Below are 17,264 nucleotides of genomic sequence, written 5' to 3' on the forward strand. Positions count from 1 at the left end.
GTGGGCCTGAGAGGCGCCGGCCTTGGCGGATCAAATCCACCGCGAGGATGTTTAGCAATGCCTGCGCCGCGGATAATTCCGCGATCGCGCCAGTATCGCCACGCCCCCTCCTCTGGATCGCGCGTTCGACAGCCCAGAACATGACTTGACGGCTTGTGTCTGGCATCTGAAAAGGGCTGGCCTGCGGACGTGGCGGAATTGGTAGACGCAAGGGACTTAAAATCCCTCGATCTCTGATCGTACGGGTTCGATTCCCGTCGTCCGCACCAGGTTGAAACCAAATTGAAATTCGGCTGCCCTGCACAGGCCCGCCCCTCTTGAAAAAGTCTGGCTGGGTAGCCGGACCAAAGACGGCCATCCGAATTCGTTTTTTAGCCGAAGCGAAACGAAGGCTGCATTTCCACGTTGAGGTTCGTCAAAACGAGGGAGATTTTAGAAAATGGATCCGGCAACTGCGGCAGTGATGGTTTTGCTCTCGTGCAGCCCGGGCGAGACCTCCATCTGCAAACCTATCGACACGGGGACGACAATTTACGCATCGCTCGATCTGTGCATGGCTTCACTGAAGGAAAGGCTCGCAAGTTCTCCGAACGGCGAAACCATTGGGCGATGTCGCCTGGTTGATGCGGCCGTCACCGGCGCCGTATCGGTCGGCCTTACAACGGTTTTTGTGACTCGCGGCCTCGGCGACGACGCCGTCACGAGTAGTTACGTCGTACCGCACGAGCAATAGGAGCTTCGTTCCCGTTGGCTTACGGTAGCGTTCGTCCCCTCGGCGATGGCGAGATGATGGACGGCGGCGCGGGCGTGAGGCTGCGGAAATAGCGCCGTACTACGTTCGCAATCCATACCTTAACGTTTGTTCAATGCGCCTAATTTAGAGTTGGAGCATGCGCTTCTCCATTGTGCTTTTTGGCTGGGCGGCAATTTTCGGCTGGGACTTCGCCGCCAATCAAGGCGAATTCACCATTCGCCTCGGTATGCGAGTTGCCCACCTGATCCAAACGTCGGGGCTTGTTTGAAACGACGTAGATAGATAGGGCTTCGACGCGTCCGCAAGGCTTCGCGATCGGCCTGGGTATCGCCATAGGCCACGCTGTAGCGGGTTGATCTCATAAGGGTTCACTCGGCCGCACCGGCCCCATGGTATTCCACTGGATGAACTCGACCTCCTTTCCCGTCACTTCCCGCACGGCCTTCAACAGCGCCTCATGAAGGTCTTGCATTGATCGGTAATGATGCACTGCCGCGATATAAATGGCTTCACGATACTCAAGTGCAGCGCCTCGGCCGCCGCTAATTTAGGAAGCGCTCGATTTCCGCCTCGGAAAGCTGTTTGGATGGTTTGCTCCTGGCCATTTGGCGATCTCCTTTTTTGAAGGGGTCGCCGCAACGAAAGGATTTCTAACTGGAATCCCTGCCAGCGACAGCACCGGGTTGAGCGCTGCCGGCGTCGATGAAAATGGCGTCTCATGGCGATCGTCAACTGCATCGCAAATCAGGCCAAACTCAACGGGCATATACAGTTGAAGCCAGATGGCTATGTAAGCCGTGTTCGTCAACACTCCGGTACAAAAGCAGGACAACACCAAAGACCCCGAGGATCCTTCGTCCGGCTAGAAACCCAGCCTGGAGATCGTCGACGTCGATGGTGCGTTTGCCAACAACACTCTTGTCGACAAGGCATTTCGAAAAGAGGCGCAGCTCTACCGATGAAGCGACTAGCTCAGGCTTTCTTACTCATCTCCACCCCCGCTATGGCAGAGATGTCTGTGACAGGTTGCAATGCCCTAAGCGATTCTGCCGGGGCGGCGGCTCTGCAACTGCGATCGCCGTGACATCACTCAACTTGTTGATGGTGATGTTCTGCTGTGCCGAATACGGTGACGTTCGTCCCTGCTTGTTAGATGCGCGTGGTGCCATTCCCTTGGCCACCAAAATGTCGTACCGGCGGCCGCTGATCGGTGCTTCGCCCATGGTCTGGTCCACCGCCCGCCTCAATGATTCCGACCAGTGCGCGAACAAACTCAACCATATCGTTTGCGGTGAGGGCTGCCTTGTCGGGACTCTGCCCAATGTGCTCGGCGGCCGCGCAGCATGACAGGCGGATGAGATCGTAGTGCGAATCCCTTTCATCCTCCGGCAACGCCGCTAATCTCATGGCTCGGCGATGAATCAATCGCAGCAATTGTTCGAGAGCTGCTCCGACGCTCATGCGTTTGCTCCGCATTGGTCAAGCGTTTCCGGCGCTCCAGGACGCGTTGGAACGTCGATGAGGACATGTCCCGTCCCCTGTCTCAAAGCTGCATCACAGCCATTAATATATCGTTTATTGCTAATATAAGACGCTTCGCAGGAGCCAGATGCGCGCGCCGGACGGCGCCCGCTGCTCCTCGGAAATCGTTCGTGTCAGCGTTCATGTCGGTGGTGTTGGTATAAAAGGCCCACCATCGTCGGGCAGCGGCCTCGAGGCGCCAGAACGCGACTCAAGCCGCCATCGGGTTCAGCTTCAGATGCTGGATCAGGATGATGGTCTTGGCGTCGACGATGCGGCCGTCGGTTATGCCGGCGAGCGCTTCGTCGAGCGGCATTTCCAGGACTTCGATGTCCTCGCCTTCTTCCGGGGCGCCGCCACCGGCGGAGATGCGGTCGGCGGGCGAATAGCGGGCGACGAAAAACCAGAGCCGCTCGGTGACGCTGCCCGGGCTCATGTAAGGCGAAAACAGCCGCTCGACATCCTTCAGGCGGTAGCCGAGCTCTTCCTCGGCTTCCTTGCGGATGGTGGTCTCCGGATCGTTTTCATCCAGCAGTCCGGCACAGGCTTCGATCAGCGGTTCGCGATGGCCGGTCACGTAGGCGGGATAGCGGAACTGGCGCACCAGAAGCACGGTCGAACGCAAAGGGTCATATGGCAGGATCACCGCCCCATCGCCACGATCATAGGTCTGGCGGATTTGCGTTTCCCACTGGCCGTCACGCCGGCGATAGTCGAGCACGGTCTTCTTCAGGACCGCCCAATCGTCGGAAAGAACCTCTTCCGAGCGGATGCGAACGCGGTCTTCCATCGGATACCCTCTGAGCTGTTGGCGCAGGCAGCCCTAGCGGCGAACCGGCTGCGGCGCAATCGGGCCAGCGATTGGTCCAGCAGGTGTTTCACTCTCTCGTGTGTGGCATGGAGGATATCCGTTGCCTAAATAGCAGGTTCCCTCCCCGGAGTTTCTTCCATGACGACATCGCTTTTCCAGCCCATCACGCTCGACGGGCTCAGCTTTCCCAATCGCATCGCCGTGGCGCCGATGTGCCAGTATTCCGCCGAAGACGGCTCGGCCAGCGACTGGCATCTTTACCACTGGATGAACCTGGCCATGTCCGGCGCCGGCATGGTCACTGTCGAGATGACCGATGTCGAACGGCGTGGGCGTATCACCCATGGCTGCCTCGGTCTCTATTCCGAAGACAATGAAGCCGCCGCGCGGCGGGCGCTGGACGCAGCCAGACGCGTTGCCGCCCCGGGCACCAAGTTCGGCACGCAGCTTGCCCATGCCGGCCGCAAGGCCTCGAACCGCAAGCCCTGGGAAGGCGGCGGGCCGTTGCAGCCAAACGAAGATCCCTGGCAGACCGTTTCGGCCTCGGCCATAGCCTACGACACCGGCTGGAACGTGCCGCGTGCGCTGGAAGACGACGAGATCCTCCAGCTCATCGAGCGGTTCGCGGAGGCCGCAAGGCGGGCCGAACGCGCCGGCTTCGACTTCATCGAACTGCATGCCGCGCATGGCTACCTGATCTTCCAGTTCCTGTCGCCGCTCTCCAATCAGCGCACGGACCGCTGGGGCGGCTCGCTGGAAAACCGGATGCGTCTCGCGGTCGAGATCGCCAGGGCGGTGAAGAAAGCGGCACCAAGCCTGATGCTCGGCGCGCGGCTGTCGGTGAAGGACTGGGTCGATGGCGGCTTTGACGTCGAGGACGCGATCGAGGTGGCCAAAGCGCTGAAGGCCGAGGGCGTCGCCTATCTCTGCTGCTCCAGCGGCGGCAACTCGCCGTTGCAGAAATTGCCCACCGGCCCCGGCTATCAGGTGCACCTGGCGGAAGCCGTGCGCAAGGGCGCCGACATACCGACCCGTGCGGTCGGCCTGATCGACGATCCGAAGCAGGCCGAGGCTGTTATCGCCGAGGGCCGCGCCGACATGGTGGCGCTGGCGCGCGCCTTCCTCGCCGACCCGCGTTGGGGTTGGCGTGCGGCCGCCACGTTCAGCGAAAAGATCCATCCGGCGCCGCAGCTCGCCCGCTCGGTGACGACGATGGAACACTGGATGAAGGCGGCGGGCTGACCGATCCCACCTCCCAATGCCGGCGCGGCCTGCCAACGACATGCATCAAACAAAGACTTAAGTCGCGTCGCAAACGCGACGCGACTTTTGGGCGCAGTCTGAGGGCCATTTTTGAAACCAAATTGGCTGCTTTGCGTTGCGGCCATGATGGACAACAAACCCTTTGAAACGCCTGTGGTGGTCGAGCTTGGCCATGTCGGCAAATATCGCCATATCCGCAGCACCCAGGAGGCGGCGGAGTGCCTGATGACGGTTTGGCCGCTCAATCGCGGCCCGCGTCACCGTGATGCTCTCGACACTTGCCTCAAAGTGCTGGAAGGTTATCGTTCGACGGCGGATGCACGACGGGCACTGATCGAGGCCGCCAGAGAATCGGAAGTGCTTGTGCCCGACGACAGGCTGTCCGACGACCGGCTGCATTGAGCAGGCGGAGCTTTCAACCGGAGGTTTTTAATGGCGAAGCTGACTTACAAGATCGTCGAACATGACGGCGGCTGGGCCTACAAGGTCGGCTCGACCTTCTCGGAGACGTTTCCCACCCACCAGGACGCGTTGCGCGCCGCCGAAATCGCTTCGGCCGAGCAGCAGGTCGCGGGCGCCACGGACGGCATCCAGTATGAGGACGCCGAGGGCAAATGGCACGAGGAATTGGCCGATGGCCGCGATCGGCCGCAGACCGAGGTTTCCGACTAGACTGCCAGCAGAAGAAAACTTGCCAGCACAAAAGACAGGGTGCCGACCGCGGACGCCAGGAGAGACGACGTCCTGCGGTCAGCGGCCGCCCGCGGCGGAATTATTTGCCGCAGTACTGATCGTTGACGTTCAGTCCGGCATTGGCGTCGGGACCAGGGGTGCTGGACGCACAAGGCCCGACCGGACCAGGGTTGCCAAGGCTGTTCAGCCCAGTGCCATCCGCATTGATGCTTCCGGTGGTGCTCTGGTCGACGCCTGAGGAATCCTCATTGCCGAACAGCCACCAGTTGTGATGGCTGGAATAGGTGCCGTCCGACGGCTGGGCCATCGCCGATGTTGCGAACCCGATTGTCAGAACCGTCGCCGCGAGAAGTTTCGTATACATGGAATCACTCCGTATCTTGGCCGCCTTGGGTGCGACACGGGGTAAACCCGGCGATCAGCAGGATGGTTCATTGAAATTGTTGTGAGGCCGCGGTGATGGAAATGCACGGGCTGCAATCCGCTCTATGAAACCACGACCCGCTTCGGTTCGACGAACTGCGGCATGTGGCCGGCACCTTCGACATGTTCGAAATCAAGCTTTTCGATCTTGCTTCGCATTGACTGGCCGTGGATGCGGATGTCAATCACGCGGTCGGCGGTTCCAAAAAGGATGCCGGTGGGCATGGCAACCTCGCCATAGCGTTGCTCTATGCGGCCGGGATCCTGTTCGATGGCCACGACATCAGCCGATGTTGCCTGGAAATGGGCTGGCCGCAAGCTTGCATCGAAACGGGTCAGGGGATCGCCCGTCGACACGTTGAAATTGCGAATACAGACGCCACCGGCCGGCCGAAACACAGCGCCGGCCGGGTGGCATTGCCGCAGGCCGCGCGCCGCGCTATCTCAGGCGACATCGCCTTCCCAGACGACCCGTCTTGCCGGAGCCTCCATGCCCGAAATCGTTACCGCCGCCATGCTTGTCATCGGTGATGAGATCCTGTCCGGCCGCACCAAGGACAAGAACATCGGCCATCTCGCCGACATCATGACGGCGATTGGCATCGACCTGAAGGAGGTGCGCATCGTCCCCGACGAGGAAGACGAGATCGTCGCGGCTGTGAATGCCGTGCGCGCACGCTACACCTATGTGTTCACCACCGGAGGCATCGGTCCCACCCATGACGACATCACCGCCGATTCGATCGCCAAGGCATTCGGCGTGCCCTGCGAATACGATGCCAAGGCCTATGCGATGCTGGAGGCGAGCTATGCCGCGCGCGGCATCGAATATACAGAGGCGCGCAAACGCATGGCACGGATGCCGCGCGGCGCCGACCATATCGACAACCCGGTGTCGGTGGCGCCCGGCTTCCGCATCGGCAATGTCCATGTAATGGCCGGTGTGCCCGCCATCTTCCAGGCCATGCTCGACAATGTCGTGCCGACGCTGAAGACCGGCACGAAGATGCTGTCGGCGGCGGTGCACTGCCCCTTCGGTGAAGGCCTTGTCGGCGGGCCGTTGGGCGAGATCCAGAAAGCGCATCCGGACACGATCATCGGCTCCTATCCGAAATATGGCGATGGGAAGTTCTGGACTGAACTGGTCGTTCGCGCCCGCAGCCAGGAGGCACTCGACGCCGCGCGCGGCGATGTCGAGGCGATGGTGGCGGGATTTGCCGGTAAGGCGGGCTGATCGGCTTCAGGCCGGAACCAAGCACGACGCCGCGACGTTTCCTTTCTGCGAGTTCCGGCGCTCGCAAGATTGAGGGATCATCATGCGTTTCAAGACCATCGTTGCCATTCTGCAGAACGAGCAGGACGCCGAGCGCGTGCTCGACTGTGCCATTCCGCTCGCCACCCGCTTCCAGAGCCATTTGATCGGTATCCATGCCGAGGCGCTTCCGGTGCCCTACACATCGGCGACCGGCTTCCCGGACACCGAATTCCTGCAGGTCTCGGCTGACATGAACCGCGAGCGGGCCAACAAACTCCAGGCCGCCTTCCTCAGGCGTATCGAGGATTCCGGCCTCTCCTTCGAGTGGCGCAGCCTGGAGAGCTTTTCCGGCGACAGCGCGCTGACGGGCATTTCCAGCGTGCGTGCCGCCGATCTCATCATCGCCGCCCAGCGCGAGACCGGCGGCGACCCCAGCGCCGACGTCGATACGTTGGTCTATGACGCCGGCCGGCCGGTCTTGGTAGTGCCCCACGCCGGCCCGCTGGTCACCACCTTCAAACGTGTGCTGCTCGCCTGGAACGGCAGCAAGGAAGCCGCCCGCGCCGCATTCGACGCGCTGCCCTTCATCATCGAGGCCGAGAAAACCGACATATTGGTGATCGATCCGCCCGATACGCTCGACGAAAGCCCGGAGGCCGCCGGTGCCGAAATCGCTTCCGCCCTGTCACGTCACGGCGCCACCGTCAGCGTCTCGGTGCAGAAATCGGCCGGCATGTCGGTCGATGACATGATCCAGAACAGGGTCGCCGAGAGCGGTGCCGATCTCCTGGTTCTTGGCGCCTACAGCCACTCCTGGCTGCGTCAGCTTCTGTTCGGCGGGGTGACGCGCACGGTACTGCGCACGGCGCAGGTGGCGGTCTTCCTGTCGCGATAAGTCCACAACGATCGCTGGTGGCCACCCTTGCCAAACCCAAGGGTTTCCAGTTAATTCCGCGCGCATTCCCCTGTTTTCTTGCACGCGGCCCTCGCGTGCTGCGGAGTGCGCGAGACATGTCCCTTCCCGAAAAAGCCTTCCCGGTCTCCTGGGACCAGTTCCATCGTGACGCCCGCGCGCTCGCCTGGCGGCTTGCCGGCACCAACAAGGGGCAATGGAAGGCGATCGTCTGCATCACGCGCGGCGGATTGGTCCCGGCGGCGATCATCTCGCGCGAGTTGGGCATCCGCATCATCGAGACGGTCTGCGTGGCCTCCTATCACGACTATACCAGCCAGGGGCAGTTGCAGGTGCTGAAGGAGGTCACGCCGGCGCTGCTTGCCGATGATGGCGCCGGGGTGCTGATTATCGACGACCTGACCGACACGGGCAAGACCGCCGGCATCGTGCGCGCGATGATGCCCAAGGCCCATTTCGCCACCGTCTATGCCAAGCCCAAGGGCAGGCCCCTGGTCGATACTTTCGTCACCGAGGTCAGCCAGGACACCTGGATCTATTTTCCCTGGGATATGGGCTTCACCTATCAGAAGCCGATCGCTGACGATCACGCCGGTTGATTCGCAAGAGGCCTCTTCCGCGCTGGAGTACGAGCAAGCCTCCTTTGCTTGCTGAAGGAGCCAGCGGGCAAATTTGCTGGTGAAATCGGTTGCCAAGGGTGCAACCAGTCAGGCCGATGAAAGTTTTTACTTTTATTGTAGACAATTCCACCTAAATTTATGAGGCGGCAAAACGATTCTAAGGGCTGGGGCTAGCTTCTCCTATGTTAATGGGGCCAACGACGCACAACCATCTGGCTGAAAGGGTCCGACGACTCTTCGGCACCGCGCCCTGCCGTCTGCAGGTTGCCGCCCTGCCTTGGCGTAATGTCGGGAACGGTGTCGAGATCATGCTGATCACCAGCCGTGACACCGGCCGCTGGGTGCTTCCCAAAGGCTGGCCTGAGGCCAGGGAGCCGCTCTGCGAGGCGGCCGCACGCGAGGCCGGCGAGGAAGCCGGATTGCGCGGAAGCGTCTCCCATCTCGAAGCTGGCCGCTACTTCTATGCCAAGGTGCTGGCTTCCGGCGAAGAAGTGCCCTGCGAGGTGCTGGTGTTTCCGCTGCATGTCGACAAGATCGCCGACCGCTGGAAGGAAAAACACGCCCGCACCCGCAAATGGGTCAGTCCCAGCGAAGCGGTGCGCATGGTCCATGAACGCGACCTGTGTCAGATCATCGCCTATTTCTGCGCCGACCCGCACAGATTTTCCTAGCCCGCCGCCGGCCTGTGCCGCGTGCGCCACGGCGGATTCATACGCCTGTGATGTGCCGCATGAATGGTTTGCTAATTCTTCTTCGCTAGGAAGCGGCCAATCTGGCGTTTGATCGATGGCGAATCCTGTAGAACCACTTCCGCAAGACCCGGGCGAGCCCAAGCGCGAGCATCGCCCACGCGTGCTCAAGGGTGCAAGCATCATCACCGGGGCCCATTCGGAAGTCGCCGTTTTGCTGCGCAACCAGCATGCGGGCGGCGCCGAACTGAAAATACCGCTCGAGGCCCGGATTCCCGATCGCTTCCTTCTTTACGTGCCGCTCGACGGCGTCGGCTATCGCTGCGAGGTCCGCTGGCGCCGCAAAGACAGGATTGGCGTGCAGTTCACCGGCACCGAGCCGAAACCCAAGATGCACTACGGCTGAACCAAGGCCTGCCAGCCTGCTTTTGCAGCCGATCGGATTGCTCTCGACGGGCGCCTCGCGACCGTCAACGCCTCGCAAACCTGTAATCCGAAATGACGATCGCAAGGCGCATTTCTTTCCCCGTTATCCACATGCGTGACACACAAGATGTTGGGGTCACAAAAGCTACGCAAACGAATCCTTGACGGCGCAAAACGAGTCGCCTTTTATAGGCCATGTGCTCCTGTTGAGAGCGCGACCGGAAAGTTCTGAGCCCGGTCTTTTTCCCGGATTATGTGTGTTTTTGCCCGCATTTCCGCCTGTTTACGAGGCCGGCGGAAGCGTTGGGATCGTGGGGCATGGGGCGACGAAAGGGAGAATTGTCGGACTGGAATAAATTGTCTGTTAATACTATATTTAGTGTTTGCAGGTAGGTTCGGCGCTAGATAGTGTGAATTTCCCTCGATCGAGGGACTCGAAAAATTCAATTTCGAAGGACCCGCAAGGTCGGTCGGCAGCCTCGGCAAGCGCCTGGCAAGGCGTCTTGTTGTGCGCGCGGCAGCAGCTTGCGACGGGGAGATGCCGGCATTGTTCGCGATGCCTGCAAACGGCGGACTGTGCTTTTCGCTTTGGGGGCAGAAATCCCCTGACGAAAGCGCTATATATAGGCAAAAGGGACAGGACCAATGCGCATCGAGCGTCGTTTCACCAAGTCGGGGCAATCTGCTTACGCGGAGATTGAATTCCGCAAGGCGCTTTCCGAGATCAAGAATCCGGATGGCTCGGTGGTGTTCCGTTTGGACAATATCGACGTGCCGGCGCAGTTCTCCCAGGTGGCGGCCGACATCCTGGCGCAGAAATATTTCCGCAAGGCTGGTGTCCCCGCACGGCTGAAGAAGGTCGAGGAGAATGACGTCCCCTCGTTCCTGTGGCGCTCGGTCGCCGACGAGGCCGAACTTGCCAAGCTGCCGGAAGCCGAGCGCTATGGTTCCGAGATCGACGCCCGCCAGGTCTTCGACCGTCTGTCCGGCACCTGGACCTATTGGGGCTGGAAAGGCGGCTACTTCAAGTCTGAAGACGACGCGCGCGCTTTCCGCGACGAGCTTGCCTACATGCTGGCCACGCAGCGCGTGGCGCCGAACTCGCCGCAATGGTTCAACACCGGTCTGCACTGGGCCTATGGCATCGACGGTCCGAGCCAGGGCCATTTCTATGTCGACCCCTTCACCGGCAAGCTGACCAAGTCGAAATCATCCTACGAGCATCCGCAGCCGCATGCCTGCTTCATCCAGGGCGTGCAGGACGATCTCGTCAACGAGGGCGGCATCATGGACCTTTGGGTGCGTGAGGCGCGCCTGTTCAAATATGGCTCGGGCACCGGCTCGAACTTCTCGCTGCTGCGCGGCGAAGGCGAAAAGCTGTCGGGCGGCGGCCGTTCTTCGGGCCTGATGAGCTTCCTCAAGATCGGCGACCGCGCGGCTGGCGCCATCAAGTCGGGCGGCACAACGCGCCGCGCCGCAAAAATGGTCATCGTCGATGCCGATCACCCCGATATCGAGGAATTCATCGACTGGAAGGTCAATGAAGAGCAGAAGGTCGCCTCGCTGGTGACCGGCTCCAAGATCGTCAAGAAGCATCTCGAAGCCATCATGAAGGCCTGCGTCAACTGCGAAGGTCAGGATGACGATTGCTTCGATCCGTCGATCAACACCGCGCTGAAGCGCGAGATCAAGGCGGCCAAGAAGTCCGCCGTGCCGGAGAACTACATCTACCGCGTCATCCAGTTCGCCAAGCAGGGCTATACCTCGATGTCGTTCAAGACCTACGACACCGACTGGGATTCGGACGCCTACCTCACCGTTTCGGGCCAGAACTCCAACAATTCGGTGTCGCTGAAGGACAATTTCCTGCGCGCCGTCGAGCAGGATGGCGACTGGCAACTGACCGCCCGCAAGGACGGCAAGGTGCTGAAGACGCTGAAGGCCAGGGACCTCTGGGAAAAGATCGGCTACGCCGCCTGGGCTTCGGCCGATCCCGGCCTGCATTTCAACACGACGATGAACGACTGGCACACCTGCGCTTCGGCTGGTGCGATCCGGGCCTCCAACCCGTGCTCTGAATACATGTTCCTTGACGACACGGCCTGCAATCTCGCCTCGATCAATCTGCTCCCTTACCGCAATGCCGACGGCACGATCGATATCGCCGCCTACGAGCATACGGTCAGGCTGTGGACCGTCGTTCTCGAAATCTCCGTCATGATGGCGCAGTTCCCGTCGAAGGAGATCGCCAAGCTCTCCTACGACTACCGCACGCTCGGCTTGGGCTATGCCAATATCGGCGGTCTCTTGATGACTTCGGGCATTCCCTACGATTCCGACGAGGGCCGCGCCATCTGCGCCGCGCTGACCGCGATCATGACCGGCGTCGCCTATGCCACCTCGGCGGAAATGGCCTCCGAGCTCGGCGCCTTCCCGGACTATGACCGCAACGCCCAGAACATGCTGCGCGTCATGCGCAATCATCGCCGCGCCGCCTACGGCGACAGGGACGGCTACGAGAAGCTGGCCGTCAATCCGGTGCCGCTGGTCGCCTCGGACCTCAAGCAGCAGGCGCTTGCCGAGCATGCGAAAGCCGCCTGGGACCGCGCCATCGAGCTTGGCGAGGAGCATGGCTACCGCAATGCGCAGGCGACCGTGATCGCGCCGACTGGCACGATCGGCCTCGTCATGGATTGCGACACCACCGGCATCGAGCCCGACTTCGCCCTGGTGAAATTCAAGAAGCTTGCCGGCGGCGGCTACTTCAAGATCATCAACCGCGCCGTTCCGGAGGCGCTGCGCACGCTCGGCTATTCCGAGAGCCAGATCGCCGAGATCGAGGCCTATGCGGTCGGTCACGGCAACCTGAACCAAGCGCCCGGCATCAATCCCGGTTCGCTCAAGGCCAAGGGTTTTACCGACGAGAAGATCAGCGCGCTCAATGCGGCGCTGAAGTCGGCCTTCGACATCAAGTTCGTCTTCAACCAGTGGACGCTCGGCGCCGACTGGGTGAAGGAGACCTTTGGCTTCACCGACGAGCAGCTCAACGACTTCTCGTTCGAAATGCTGCCGGCGATGGGCTTCTCCAGGAAAGATATCGAGGCCGCCAACATCCATGTCTGCGGTGCCATGACTCTGGAAGGCGCGCCCTTCCTCAAGCCCGAGCATCTCGCCGTGTTCGATTGCGCAAGCCCGTGCGGCAAGATCGGCAAGCGCTCGCTGTCGATCAATAGCCACATCCAGATGATGGCGGCCGCACAGCCCTTCATCTCCGGCGCCATTTCCAAGACCATCAACATGCCGAACGATGCGACGGTGGAGGACGCCAAGAACGCCTACATGCTGTCGTGGAAGCTGGCGCTGAAGGCCAACGCGCTCTATCGCGACGGCTCCAAGCTGTCGCAGCCGCTCAATGCCTCGCTGCTCGCCGATGGCGAGGACGACGAGGACGAAGCGGTCGAGCAGCTGATCGCGGCGCCACAGGCGGCGCGGGCGGCGCAGATCACCGAACGCATCGTCGAGCGCATCATCGAGCGCGTGTCGCGCGAGCAGGAGAAGCTGCCCGGACGCCGCAAGGGGTATACCCAGAAGGCCAAGATCGGTGGCAACACCATCTTCCTGCGCACCGGCGAATATGATGATGGCCGCCTCGGCGAGATCTTCATCGACATGAACAAGGAAGGCGCGACGCTGCGTGGTCTTCTCAACAACTTCGCAATCGCGATTTCGCTCGGCCTGCAATACGGCGTGCCGCTCGACGAATATGTGCATGCCTTCACCTTCACCAAGTTCGAGCCGGCTGGCATGGTGATCGGCAACGACGCCATCAAGAGCGCGACGTCGATCCTCGACTACGTGTTCCGCGAACTTGCGATCTCCTATCTCGGCCGCAACGACCTCGCCCATGTCGACCAGTCGGACTTCTCCAACACCGCGCTTGGCCGTGGCATCAGCGAAGGCAAGACCGACGCCGTCTCCAAGGGGCTGACGCGCGGTTCACCGGTGAAGCTGGTTTCCCGGGTAGGCGGCAACGAGCCGAAGGGTTTTGCCGGCTCCGCCTCCGGCACCCCTGCCCGCTCGGCGCCGTCGGCCTTCTCCGGCTCCAACGTGCTGGCGTTGAAACCGGCCAGCGACGAGGCAATCGCCTACAAGCGCGACTATGAGGAGCGGGCCAGGGAATTGGCCGAGGATATGGCCTTCGAGGAAGCCGCCGACGCGGCCTCCGGCGCCGCGGCCCTGTTCACGGACGCCGCCGCCAATGAAGCCGCCGAGGCGAAGAAACTCGCCGCCGACCGCCGCGCCAAGTCACTGCTCCAGGGCTACACCGGCAATTCCTGCTCCGAGTGCCAGAATTTTACGATGGTGCGGAACGGGACTTGCGAGAAGTGCGACACGTGTGGCGCCACGAGCGGGTGCAGCTGAAATCCTTGCCCTTATGCTCTCCTGACGCGTCACTGAATCTCGCTCAACGTCAAGGTGGATCGCTCATTCGACACACGAAGTCCGCTCACCTCCGGCGGTAAGCCGAAAAACACAATTTCCCGGGCGCTTTTCGCGCCCGGGAATGCGAAGGGGAACAAATCAGAAACGCGCTGCACCTAACTGCGTTTCTCCTAGCGACGTCGACCTCCGCTTTGACGGGCTGATCTCCAAGGGCAGGCAAGTCGGTCGTGGATGGCGATTGCGAGCCGGAGCAGAAGTTTCGCCGCGCCGTCGATGCCTTCCTGCGATTTGTCGAGGACGAACCGGACGCCGCTCGCGTGCTGCTAACGATCCCGTCCGGTGATCCCGCGGCCGCGCGGGTTTCGCGCGAGGTTCAGGCCGGCGCTTCCGCGGGAATAGCAGCCCTGCTTGTCGCGTTCATGCCGGGCAGCCCCGTGTGGCGCCTGCGCGCCACCTCCGAGTTTCTCAAGGAAGGCCTGCACGCACTTGCCGTTTGGTGGCTCGAAAATCCTGGCAAAACACGCGATGAGATCGTTGACGTCGTCATGCGTGTTGTTTGGCCCGGCCTGCAAGCGGGAGCCCAAACGACGGAAACTCCGTAGCCGACCCGACGCCTGCCCTACAATTGGCGCATCTGGAAGCATCCCCGCCAATCTTCTTTGCGAACCGCGTGCAAGACTTCTGGGCGAACGTGTCGCATCCATTGTCGTTCCGACGCAGGAACTCTTCGCACCGTCAGGTCGTTCTTCAAATCTAGCGGACCGGCGGATTGCCTGAAGGTTTGCCGCTCGGTCTTTTTCGATCCGAAAAACAGGGGAGACTGGGCATGCAGGTGCGCGAAACGATGACACGCGACGCATCGCCAATCCGGAGGAAACTCTCCAGCAAGCTGCTCAGGTGATGGCCGAGCTTGATGCCGGTGTGCTGCCCGTTGGTGAGAACAATAGGGACCGGGTCATGCTCGACGTTGCCGATTTCACCCGCGCCCGGCGGCACATGGTGGAAACCCAACTCAAATGGCGCGGCGTGCGTGATCCAGCGGTCTTGATGGCGACGCACCGCCACTTTTCGAACGGTTGCCGAGCCAGGAAGGAGAAATGCAATGCCAGACAAAAAGACCATCGAGAAGGCGCGAAAGGACAAGCGCCAAGGCAAGTCGCCGAGCACCCAGGCTGGCGAATTCGTTCATGAGGAGATCGAGAAGGTCCGGCGCGGCGAGCATGGCGCGCGCTCGACCAAGCAGGCGATCGCCATCGGCCTATCGGAAGCACGTCGCGCTGGGGTTGATCTGCCGCCGCCCAACAAAGGCAAGGTCAAGGAGAGCACGCGCAAGAGCGCCGAATACGCCTACGAAGTCGGCCAGGGCGAGCGCACGCCGAAGCGCCGCCCGAAGGTCTCGAAGGCTGTGTCCGAGGTCCTCGAACACGAACCGAAGAACACGGCATCGCATGAGGCTCTCTCACGGCAGACCAAGCGCGCGGCATCACACCGGACGGCGGAAGAACGCTCGGCTGCGGCGAAGAAGGCAGGCGAGACGAAGGGCCCGTCCGGTCGCTCGGCCGCGGCACGCAAGGCTGCCGAAACCCGTGCGCGGAAGACCTAAAACACGTCACGGACAACCTTTCGCTTTCCCGGAGCTTGGCAGGCAGTTCTACCGAGATATCGCGAGACCAGATCCAATCCTGGACCTGCTCAATGTGCTCCCGTGCGTGTCCCAGTCGTCAAATGCTTCCCACGAGCTGCGTGCACCACAAAAGCCCACAGACACCGATCCATGGAACCCCCACGCATTCTTCCCGTTTCAATTCGTGCTTCCAGAAAACCGTCACGCCATTTGAGCGGATAATCCTGAACGCCGAGGGTTCCGTGACCGAAGCGAAGGTTCGTAATTTCACCATCAACTTTGGGCCGCAACACCCGGCAGCGCATGGCGTCCTGCGGCTTGTGCTCGAACTCGACGGTGAAGTGGTCGAGCGCGTCGATCCGCATATCGGACTGCTGCACCGCGGCACGGAAAAACTGATCGAGCACAAGAACTACCTTCAGGCACTCCCATACTTTGATCGGCTCGACTACGTCGCCCCGATGAATCAGGAGCACGCCTTCTGCCTTGCGGCTGAGAAATTGCTCCAGATATCGGTTCCGCGACGCGGGCAGCTCATCCGCGTCCTTTTCTGCGAAATCGGGCGGCTGCTGTCGCACCTGCTCAACGTCACGACGCAAGCAATGGACATCGGCGCTCTGACGCCGCCGCTGTGGGGCTTCGCCGAGCGTGAGAAGCTGATGGTTTTCTACGAGCGTGCTTCCGGCGCCCGGATGCACGCCAACTATTTCAGGGTTGGCGGCGTGCATCAGGATCTGCCACCGGAACTTCTCGAGGACATCTGGAATTTTTGTGACCCTTTCCTCAAGGTCTGCGACAATCTCGATGAACTGCTGACTGGCAACCGGATTTTCAAGCAGCGAAACGTTGACATCGGAACGATCGGCTTGGACGACGCCTGGGCATGGGGCTTCTCAGGCGTGATGGTGCGCGGTTCCGGAGCCGCCTGGGATTTGCGCAAGGCCCAGCCCTACGAATGCTATCCCGAGATGGATTTCGACATCCCCGTCGGCAAGAACGGGGATTGCTACGACCGCTATCTGGTTCGAATGGAGGAAATGCGCCAATCCGTCCGGATCATCAAGCAGTGTTTGGAAAAGTTGCGGCTGCCGGCGGGCCAAGGACCAGTCGCGATTCCCAATCAAAAGATCACGCCGCCAAACCGTTCCGAAATGAAACGCTCCATGGAAGCGACTATCCACCATTTCAAACTCTACACCGAAGGCATCCGTGTCCCCACTGGAGAGGTGTATGCGGCTGTCGAAGCACCAAAGGGCGAGTTCGGCGTCTATCTGATTTCAGATGGCGGCAATGTCCCGTATCGATGCAAAATTCGGGCCCCATCCTTTGCCCACCTGCAGGCGATGGATTTCCTGTCGAGAGGCCACATGATCGCCGATGTGTCGGCAATCATCGGCTCGCTCGACATCGTGTTTGGAGAAATCGATCGTTAGCGCGGAATGTCAGGTGGCAAGCTGGCGCGATCGGCGGCATCAGTTACACGGCAACGAGGGTGGCTTGGCACGAATGATCGTCAAAGTATCATCTTCGGTGGCGCAGACGGGAGCAGAACATGAATTCTATTCTGCGCCGGCGATTCAATGTGAAGCGACCATGTGAATCATCGCCCAGATCAGCACTGCGAGGACGGCCACATCCGCCAGCGGCTTGGCGGCTAACCCGTACAGGCCGACCGAAGCGCCATCCTGACATCTCTTTGTATTTTCGCGATTATTCGGCGCAAACCTTGGAGCAACAGGAAAGCATTGTCCTTTCCGCCTCATCCATGATCGCGAGATCTGGCGGGAAAGCCTGCGCTCGACGCCCTCGATAGTTGGAGGAAGTATCCG

19 protein-coding genes and 1 tRNA gene are annotated in these 17,264 nt (G+C 61.1%); 15 read left to right on the forward strand and 5 right to left on the reverse strand.

Annotated features, from left to right (window positions below; genetic code table 11):
* Nucleotides 1–183 precede the first annotated feature (183 nt).
* The 3 genes from FJ930_RS24030 to FJ930_RS30780 all read left to right on the forward strand — a co-directional run bounded on the left by FJ930_RS24030 (nt 184) and on the right by FJ930_RS30780 (nt 1,022).
* Nucleotides 184–269, forward strand: a tRNA-Leu gene (locus FJ930_RS24030).
* Between the two features lie 170 nt (nt 270–439).
* Complete coding sequence (locus FJ930_RS24035) at nt 440–733, forward strand: hypothetical protein (protein ID WP_141840384.1); 294 nt, start codon at nt 440–442, stop codon at nt 731–733.
* Between the two features lie 157 nt (nt 734–890).
* Nucleotides 891–1,022 (forward strand): hypothetical protein, encoded by a 132-nt coding sequence (locus FJ930_RS30780; RefSeq protein WP_281406639.1) that lies wholly within the window; start codon nt 891–893, stop codon nt 1,020–1,022.
* An 881-nt stretch (nt 1,023–1,903) separates the two neighbouring features.
* Here FJ930_RS30780 and FJ930_RS24045 read toward each other — a convergent pair.
* Nucleotides 1,904–2,215: a hypothetical protein gene (locus FJ930_RS24045; RefSeq protein WP_141840385.1), complete on the reverse strand. Its 312-nt coding sequence runs from the start codon at nt 2,213–2,215 to the stop codon at nt 1,904–1,906.
* Nucleotides 2,216–2,486: 271 nt separating this feature from the next.
* Nucleotides 2,487–3,065, reverse strand: a complete 579-nt coding sequence (locus tag FJ930_RS24050) for an NUDIX domain-containing protein (protein WP_141840386.1) — start codon at nt 3,063–3,065, stop codon at nt 2,487–2,489.
* A gap of 159 nt (nt 3,066–3,224) precedes the next feature.
* On the opposite strand from FJ930_RS24050, the gene FJ930_RS24055 reads away from it, so the two are divergent.
* From FJ930_RS24055 to FJ930_RS24065, 3 genes are all read left to right on the forward strand, one after another.
* A complete protein-coding gene (locus tag FJ930_RS24055; protein ID WP_141840387.1) occupies nt 3,225–4,328 on the forward strand; it encodes an NADH:flavin oxidoreductase/NADH oxidase in 1,104 nt (367 codons plus the stop codon).
* Between the two features lie 144 nt (nt 4,329–4,472).
* Complete coding sequence (locus FJ930_RS24060) at nt 4,473–4,751, forward strand: DUF982 domain-containing protein (RefSeq protein ID WP_032925336.1); 279 nt, start codon at nt 4,473–4,475, stop codon at nt 4,749–4,751.
* Between the two features lie 30 nt (nt 4,752–4,781).
* Nucleotides 4,782–5,021 (forward strand): DUF2188 domain-containing protein, encoded by a 240-nt coding sequence (locus FJ930_RS24065; RefSeq protein WP_140607517.1) that lies wholly within the window; start codon nt 4,782–4,784, stop codon nt 5,019–5,021.
* Nucleotides 5,022–5,121: 100 nt separating this feature from the next.
* Here FJ930_RS24065 and FJ930_RS24070 read toward each other — a convergent pair whose 3' ends face one another.
* Nucleotides 5,122–5,406, reverse strand: coding sequence for a hypothetical protein (locus FJ930_RS24070; RefSeq protein WP_140739065.1), 285 nt, complete (start codon nt 5,404–5,406; stop codon nt 5,122–5,124).
* A 122-nt stretch (nt 5,407–5,528) separates the two neighbouring features.
* Complete coding sequence (locus FJ930_RS24075) at nt 5,529–5,744, reverse strand: alpha/beta hydrolase (protein WP_246677009.1); 216 nt, start codon at nt 5,742–5,744, stop codon at nt 5,529–5,531.
* 211 nt (nt 5,745–5,955) lie between these two features.
* Here FJ930_RS24075 and FJ930_RS24080 point away from each other — a divergent pair, with 211 nt between their 5' ends.
* From FJ930_RS24080 to FJ930_RS24110, 7 genes are all read left to right on the forward strand, one after another.
* The gene (locus tag FJ930_RS24080; RefSeq protein ID WP_141840388.1) at nt 5,956–6,699 is read left to right on the forward strand and encodes a competence/damage-inducible protein A; all 744 of its coding nucleotides are present in this window, start codon (nt 5,956–5,958) and stop codon (nt 6,697–6,699) included.
* An 82-nt stretch (nt 6,700–6,781) separates the two neighbouring features.
* The gene (locus FJ930_RS24085) at nt 6,782–7,615 is read left to right on the forward strand and encodes a universal stress protein (protein WP_141840389.1); all 834 of its coding nucleotides are present in this window, start codon (nt 6,782–6,784) and stop codon (nt 7,613–7,615) included.
* 116 nt (nt 7,616–7,731) lie between these two features.
* Nucleotides 7,732–8,232, forward strand: coding sequence for a xanthine phosphoribosyltransferase (gpt, locus tag FJ930_RS24090; protein ID WP_140607521.1), 501 nt, complete (start codon nt 7,732–7,734; stop codon nt 8,230–8,232).
* Between the two features lie 203 nt (nt 8,233–8,435).
* The gene (locus FJ930_RS24095; protein ID WP_141840390.1) at nt 8,436–8,924 is read left to right on the forward strand and encodes an NUDIX hydrolase; all 489 of its coding nucleotides are present in this window, start codon (nt 8,436–8,438) and stop codon (nt 8,922–8,924) included.
* A gap of 115 nt (nt 8,925–9,039) precedes the next feature.
* Complete coding sequence (locus FJ930_RS24100) at nt 9,040–9,348, forward strand: PilZ domain-containing protein (protein ID WP_140739054.1); 309 nt, start codon at nt 9,040–9,042, stop codon at nt 9,346–9,348.
* A 665-nt stretch (nt 9,349–10,013) separates the two neighbouring features.
* Nucleotides 10,014–13,790: a vitamin B12-dependent ribonucleotide reductase gene (locus tag FJ930_RS24105; RefSeq protein WP_141840391.1), complete on the forward strand. Its 3,777-nt coding sequence runs from the start codon at nt 10,014–10,016 to the stop codon at nt 13,788–13,790.
* A gap of 248 nt (nt 13,791–14,038) precedes the next feature.
* Nucleotides 14,039–14,413 (forward strand): hypothetical protein, encoded by a 375-nt coding sequence (locus FJ930_RS24110; protein ID WP_141840392.1) that lies wholly within the window; start codon nt 14,039–14,041, stop codon nt 14,411–14,413.
* A 151-nt stretch (nt 14,414–14,564) separates the two neighbouring features.
* On the opposite strand, the gene FJ930_RS24115 is transcribed toward FJ930_RS24110, so the two are convergent.
* On the reverse strand, nt 14,565–14,924 hold the full coding sequence (locus tag FJ930_RS24115; RefSeq protein WP_141840393.1) for a hypothetical protein: 360 nt from the start codon (nt 14,922–14,924) through the stop codon (nt 14,565–14,567).
* Here FJ930_RS24115 and FJ930_RS24120 point away from each other — a divergent pair.
* Both FJ930_RS24120 and FJ930_RS24125 read left to right on the forward strand, forming a co-directional pair.
* On the forward strand, nt 14,914–15,414 hold the full coding sequence (locus FJ930_RS24120) for a DUF6496 domain-containing protein (RefSeq protein WP_141840394.1): 501 nt from the start codon (nt 14,914–14,916) through the stop codon (nt 15,412–15,414). The two genes, FJ930_RS24115 and FJ930_RS24120, sit on opposite strands and share 11 nt — an antisense overlap.
* A 263-nt stretch (nt 15,415–15,677) precedes the next feature.
* Nucleotides 15,678–16,868, forward strand: coding sequence for an NADH-quinone oxidoreductase subunit D (locus FJ930_RS24125; RefSeq protein ID WP_141840395.1), 1,191 nt, complete (start codon nt 15,678–15,680; stop codon nt 16,866–16,868).
* Nucleotides 16,869–17,264 lie beyond the last annotated feature (396 nt).

The sequence above is a fragment of the Mesorhizobium sp. B2-4-15 genome, from assembly GCF_006658505.1.
GTDB lineage: Bacteria > Pseudomonadota > Alphaproteobacteria > Rhizobiales > Rhizobiaceae > Mesorhizobium.